Genomic DNA, 6,622 nt, shown 5'->3' with positions numbered 1-6,622 from the left:
TAAATAAAAGAAGGGCTAATACAATAAGTAAATTTTTGTTCATTTTTGTTTTATTTCTATCCATTTTTGTTTTTTAAATTATTACCGCCGTTTAACATCTTATTCAAAGATGAGCTTTAAAGATGCTTAATGTAAAGCATCAACTATCAGCATCTATATCATTTTCTGCCAACTTTTTTCTGTGTAATAAAATTGTTTGATAACCCTAATAATTGAATCTCATGAAGAATAAATTACTCTCCGTTATATTAATTTTATGTAGTTATACAGCTTATTCTCAGGTTGGTATTGGAACACCAATGCCTAACGCGTCTAGTCAATTAGAGATTGTAGCAAATGACAAGGGTTTGTTGATTCCCAGAATTAGCTTAACAGGTTCAACTGATACGACTACAATTGTAACTGGCAATGTAAATAGCTTATTAGTATTTAATACGGCTACTATTTCAGATATAAAACCGGGATATTACTATTGGTATGACAATAAATGGAATAGAGTTGTAATCTCAAATGAAATCACTATAAGTCCGGGTACGGTTGTTTATAATCCCACTAATCAACAGTTTAGTTATGTTGACAATACGGGAACTACGCAGGTTATTGATATTACCTCGATTATTAAGGCAAGCGAAACCCTGACCACCCTTACCAATAACGGAGCCGGATCTTATACTTATAAAAATGAAATAGGAACAGATGTCAACATTGACGTTGTTGGGGATGTTATCACCAATGCCTCATCTATTTTTAATGATCCTGCGGTAACGAATATTCTGGAGCAAATTTCAAACAATACAGAAGGGAATGTGACTTTTGATTCTACCACCAATCAGTTTAGTTATGTTGACAATACAGGAACTACGCAAGTTGTTGATATTACCTCAATCATAAAAGCAAGCGAAACCCTGACCACCCTTACCAACAACGGAGCAGGTTCTTATACTTATAAAAATGAAATAGGGACAGATGTCAACATTGATGTTGTCGGGGACGTTATCACCAATGCATCATCTATTTTTAATGATCCGGCGGTCACCAATATTCTGGAACAAATTTCAAACAATACAGAGGGGAATGTGACTTTTGATTCGACCACCAATCAGTTTAGTTATGTTGACAATACTGGGACTACACAAGTTGTTGATATTACCACAATCATTAAAGCAAGCGAAACCCTGACGACCCTTACAAACAACGGAGCAGGTTCTTATACCTATAAAAATGAAATAGGAACAGATGTCAACATTGATGTTGTTGGGGACGTTATCACCAATGCCTCCTCTATTTTTAATGATCCGGCAGTAACGAATATTCTGGAGCAAATTTCAAACAATACGGAAGGGAATGTGACTTTTGATTCAACCACCAATCAGTTTAGTTATGTTGATAATACGGGAACCACGCAAGTTGTTGATATTACCTCAATCATTAAGGCAAGTGAAACCCTGACCACCCTTACCAATAACGGAGCGGGATCTTATACCTATAAAAATGAAATAGGGACAGATGTCAACATTGACGTTGTTGGGGATGTTATCACCAATGCATCCTCCATTTTTAATGATCCGGCGGTCACCAATATTCTGGAGCAAATTTCAAACAATACGGAAGGAAATGTGACTTTTGATTCGACGACCAATCAGTTTAGTTATGTTGACAATACGGGAACTACGCAAGTTGTTGATATTACCTCAATCATTAAAGCAAGCGAAACCCTGACCACCCTTACCAACAACGGAGCAGGATCCTATACGTATAAAAATGAAATAGGAACGGATGTCAATATTGATATTGTCGGGGATGTTATCAGCAATGCATCATCCATTTTTAATGATCCTGCGGTCACCAATATTCTGGAACAAATTTCAAACAATACAGAGGGGAATGTGACTTTTGATTCGACCACCAATCAGTTTAGTTATGTTGATAATACAGGAACTACGCAAGTTGTCGATATTACCTCAATTATTAAAGCAAGCGAAACCCTGACGACCCTTACCAATAACGGAGCGGGTTCTTATACCTATAAAAATGAAATAGGAACGGATGTCAACATTGATGTTGTCGGGGACGTTATCACCAATGCATCCTCCATTTTTAATGATCCTGCGGTCACCAATATTCTGGAGCAAATTTCAAACAATACGGAAGGGAATGTGACTTTTGATTCAACCACCAATCAGTTTAGTTATGTTGACAATACGGGAACTACGCAAGTTGTTGATATTACTTCGATCATTAAAGCAAGCGAAACCCTGACCACCCTTACCAATAATGGAGCGGGTTCTTATACCTATAAAAATGAAATAGGGACAGATGTCAACATTGATGTTGTGGGGGATGTTATTACCAATGCATCATCTATTTTTAATGATCCTGCGGTCACCAATATTCTGGAGCAAATTTCAAACAATACGGAAGGAAATGTGACTTTTGATTCGACCACCAATCAGTTTAGTTATGTTGACAATACGGGAACTACACAAGTTGTCGATATTACCTCAATCATTAAAGCAAGTGAAACTCTGACTACTTTAGATAAAAATCCTCTAAACAACGGGCAGTATGTTTATACCAATGAGGATAATATTACATCAACAATTGATGTTATTGGCGATGTTATAAGCAATGCATCGACGATATTAAGTGATCCTACTTTTGTAACGGAACTAACGAATGTTATACAAGATCAGGAAACCGTTACTACCTTATCTCAAAATCTGACATCAGGAGCGATCACTTATAATAATGAAGCTGGGACAGCTTTTATTTCACAAGTTAGAAGTACAGATGCAGCAAATATTATAACAGTTGGAACAGATGGTGGAGCATTATTGACTCCTTCTGCAATTACTTCAGCTACAACAGTTTCTAACACAAGTTCCGGAAATGATTTAAGTACCATTGTAAATGGAGTAATAGGAACAGCAATTCCGATAATTAATACCAATGTTTTGACTGCATCTGGTAATTCTTTAACTGCAACTATAAACGGAATTGCCAGTAATACAATAGATTTAACTTCTGTTATTAATGAAGGAGAAACAACGACCAATATGTTACAAGATCCCATTACAGGGATTATTACTTATACTAATGAAAATGCAGATAACCAGACCGCTATTTTAAGAAGCAATGATGCAGATAATATATTGACAGTTGGAACAGATGGAGGAACATTATTGACTCCTAACGCTATTAATTCGGCGACAACGGTCTCTAATACGAGCTTTGCAAATGATTTAAGCACCACAGTAAATGGAATAACGGGAACAGCAGTTCCGATTATTAATACTAATATTTTGGATACATCGGGCAATACCATAACTTCAACTATTAATGGTGTTGTAAGTAATGCAATAGATTTGACTTCTGCAATCGCAGCAGGAACTACAAATGATATAAACTTGGCAGGCAATACTTTGACATCTAATGTAAACGGAGTAATATCGACAACAGGTACAGTAAGTAGTGTTTCAAATACTTCTACAGCTAATATAGCAACAATAATAGTAAACGGACTAGCAAGTACCGGAGCTCCGATTATTAATACAAATATTTTAGAAACAACTGGTAATGTCTTGACCGCAACTGTAAATGGAGTTGTCAGTAATCCAATTGACTTAGTTGGTTTAGTTGATAATGCAATTTCAAGATCAGATATTACAACGACAACTCCTGCTTCAGTATTAGCAGTAACAGGTACAGGCGCGACATTAGTACCAGCAACCGTTAATATTGTTCCTTCAACGGTTGAGGGAAATGTTTTAACCACAACTGCAACCGGAGTAGAGTGGAAGGCGCCTGCGAAACTAAACGTATTTGGCATCAAAATTACTTCTACTGATTATATATTAGGTGATGCCGATTACACAGTTATTGCCAGAAATTTAACAGGGGATATTACGCTTACACTTCCTGATGCTGCCACAAATACAGGTCGGGTTTTAGTATTTAATCAAAATACAGTTTCATCAGGTGGTACTCCAGTTGTAGTTAATTTCAATGTCCCTGTAATTTATTCAGACACTGCCTCATATCCATATATTGCCGCAAGCGTATTTGGTGGTGTAACAGGAGGAAGTTTAAAAATAACTTTGCAGTCAGATGGAATAAATTGGTATGTAATTAATTATACAATGTAAGATTGCAGAAAAAGTAATTATTGATGATCTTGAAAAAGTCAAATATTTCACGCTAACTTGCTAGCGAAATAAAATAAAGGTAATTTTACTTATTATCATCGAAAGTGTTGATATATAGTAATATAGTCATTGAATTTTTAAACATTATAAATTCAAAAGAATATGATTAAAGTTTATATAAAAGCCAGTATTATATTAATGTTTTTTGATGTACAACTTTCTGCGCAAACTGTTAATTTAGGTGACTTGTCAATTGCTTCTAATACTCAGTTTGCTACAATGTTTGATTTTGACAATAAGCCAAACGGAGATTTTTTAATTGACGGAGATTTCATGGTATATGCCAATTTCAATAATGACGGATTAGTTACTTACAGTACAATTAGCAACGGGAAAACATTTTTCATCGGAACACAGGAGCAACTCATTAAAGGTTCGGAAATTGCACATTTTCAAAATATTGTTTTTGATAATATATCGGCATTGGTTCCTTTTCATTTAAGTAGTACGATTGAGATTGGCAGTAATGTGCAGTTTAAAAATGGAATTATTGACGCTGATACTTATAATGGTAAAATGATTTTTGATCAGAATGCTTTTCATTCCGATGCTAGTAACCTGAGTTTTGTTGATGGAAAAGTAGAAAACATTGGAAATTTAGATTTTGAATTTCCAATTGGTGATAATTTTTATTTCAGACCTTCATATCATGATAAAGCAGCAAATATTAATAACGTATATACTACTCAATATTTTTTTCAAAGTGCAGGGAGTCTTCATCCATATACCAGTAAAGAAGATATAATTATTACTATTGATGAAGCTGAATATTGGAATGTAATCCAAAATCAGGGAAGCGAAAAAATTGTACTAAGTCTAACATTAGATACACATACTACTCCGGCTTCTTTTTTTGAAGAAAAAACAGATACAGAACTGGCCATAGTTCGTTGGGATGATGTAACGTCGAAATGGATAAATGAAAAAGGAGAGACAACAGATCTTCTTACAGGAGCCGATTACACAAAAATGGTAACAACACAAGTTACCGGATATGGTCTTTTTACAATTGCAATAGTTCCTAAAACAATTCCGGTACCTGATGATATAATTGTTTATAATGCGATATCACCAAATGGAGATGGTCTTAATGATAGTTTTCATATACTGGGAATTGATAAATACCCCGATAATAGAGTTGAGATTTATAATCGCTGGGGAATAAAAGTTTATGACGCAGATTCATACAATGAAAGTGATATTATGTTTAGAGGTTATTCAGAAGGACGTGATACGGTTAACCGAAATGCAGGGCTTCCTGCTGGTACTTATTTCTATATTTTGAAATACAAAAAAGGAAACGAAACAATTAATAAAACAGGGTATCTGTATATTAATAATGATAAATAAGTGATTAGGAGATCCTAAAAAAATTTTCATCATCATTGTTGCATTCAATATTTTTCACATCTTTTACAATAGATTTAGAATTCATGTAATTAGTAGTTTCTTCTGCTAATCGACTAATAAATAATAGTATTTTTTTTCATTAAATATAAAACCAGTAATTCTAATTACTGGTTTTTTTTTGTCTTGTTTTGGTTTAAGTTGTTGGTTTTGTGGTATATAATGTGGTGTCGTATTTCTAAAACGCTTTATCTGTTTTAATATTCCCCTCTTTATTCATTATACCCTAATCTACAACACTAAAGACTTTTTAAGGCAAAAAAAGATTGTGTTTACGAAGACCTTTGCACTTTATAACTACGAAAATATTCGTTTAAATAATTAACTATTATGAAGAATAAATTACTTCCATTACTTCTTGTCATTGGTAGCTATTCTGCTTATTCGCAGGTAGGTATCGGAAAAGTGAATCCAAATCGTTCAGCGCAGCTAGAGGTTTTTGCCAGCGATAAAGGTATCTTAATTCCAAGAGTAAAATTAACAGGGTCAACGGATGCTACCAGTATTGTAAATGGTAACGTTGAAAGTTTAATGGTTTTTAATACGGCTGATGTTGCCGATATCAAATCCGGTTACTACTATTGGTTTGATAATAAATGGAACAGAATTCTTATTTCTGGTGAAGCTTCTGGAGCTGCCGGAAGTGTGATTTATAACTCGGATACAAAACAGTTTACTTATATAGATGCTGCCGGTAATACTCAAATTGTTAACATTGCCGATGTTATCAAAGGAAATGAGACTGTTACAACCCTTGTTAATAGAGGAGAGGGGTTATATACTTACAAAAATGAGGAAGGAACAGAAGTTGACATCAATGTGGTTGGAGATGTTGTTGCAAATGCTTCAACAATTTTCAATAATGCAGAAGTTACAAATTTCATCAAGGAAATTTCAGAACAGACAGCCGGAAGTGTAACCTACAATTCAGAGACAAAACAGTTTAGTTATGTTGATGTTGCCGGGAATACTCAGGTAGTTAACATTGCTGATGTTATCAAAGGAAGTGA

The 6,622-nt window shown here is 34.5% G+C and carries 3 protein-coding genes; all 3 read left to right on the top strand.

Annotation, left to right across the window (positions count from 1 at the left end):
* Positions 1–221 precede the first annotated feature (221 nt).
* On the top strand, positions 222–4,145 hold the full coding sequence (locus tag AC4FQ3_RS22730; protein ID WP_491183398.1) for a beta strand repeat-containing protein: 3,924 nt from the start codon (positions 222–224) through the stop codon (positions 4,143–4,145).
* Positions 4,146–4,307: 162 nt separating this feature from the next.
* Complete coding sequence (locus tag AC4FQ3_RS22725; RefSeq protein ID WP_491183397.1) at positions 4,308–5,555, top strand: T9SS type B sorting domain-containing protein; 1,248 nt, start codon at positions 4,308–4,310, stop codon at positions 5,553–5,555.
* Positions 5,556–5,942: 387 nt separating this feature from the next.
* Positions 5,943–6,622: phage tail-like protein (locus tag AC4FQ3_RS22720; RefSeq protein WP_491183396.1), on the top strand; the 680-nt coding region annotated here is incomplete at its 3' end.

The organism is Flavobacterium sp. AK-345 (assembly GCF_058310175.1).
Note: the sequence above shows the minus strand (reverse complement) of the source record. Positions and strands in the feature narration are given on the sequence as shown.